This is a genomic window from Pseudomonas sp. RA_35y_Pfl2_P32 (assembly GCF_963970735.1).
In the GTDB taxonomy this organism is placed as follows: Bacteria; Pseudomonadota; Gammaproteobacteria; order Pseudomonadales; family Pseudomonadaceae; genus Aquipseudomonas.
The window spans coordinates 1-571 of record NZ_CAXAQF010000154.1 but is presented as its reverse complement, the minus strand read 5'-3'; the positions used below and the strand labels follow the sequence as shown (position 1 = coordinate 571).

Sequence of the window (571 nt, the reverse complement as noted above, 5' to 3'; positions counted from 1 at the left end):
CCCCGACGTCGCCGACCCCAGAATTTCGCTAAGCGACATGACCGGCCCCCATTGTCATCCGATCAGCGCTTCAGGTCGCTGACTTCCCGCAACATTTCGTCGGCGGTGGTGATGATCTTGGATGCGGCACTATAGGCCCGCTGAAAGCGGATCATGTTGGTGAACTCGCTCGCCAGATCGACCGTGGACGCTTCAAGCGTGCTTGCCGATATCGTGCCCGCAGCAAGCGTTCCCGGCTGGTTCAGCGTCAGACTTCCCGAGTTTTTGCTAGCCGCATAAGCATTCCCGGGCAGGCGGGTGAGCCCGTCAGGGTTCTGGAAATTGGCGATCGGCAACTGGAACACCGCGCGCGTGGTGCCATCGGCGAAAACGGCGTTGACCACACCGGTCTTGCTGATGTCGATCGAGGACAATTGCCCCAGCATGCCGCCATCGACGTTGGACGAGATCAGCGCGGAATCGCTGCCGAACTGCGTGATGCCGTTGATGCCCGCATCATCGCCAATGGCGAGCTGGATCGGCGCGGAGGCTGCGGCGTTGGTCCATGAAATGCTAAGCGGATCGAACAACG

1 protein-coding gene is annotated in these 571 nt (G+C 60.8%); it reads right to left on the bottom strand.

Annotated features, from left to right (window positions below; all coding sequences use genetic code 11):
- Positions 1 to 62: 62 nt before the first annotated feature.
- Positions 63 to 571: flagellar hook-basal body complex protein (locus tag AACY45_RS27600; protein ID WP_339548632.1), on the bottom strand; the 509-nt coding region annotated here is incomplete at its 5' end.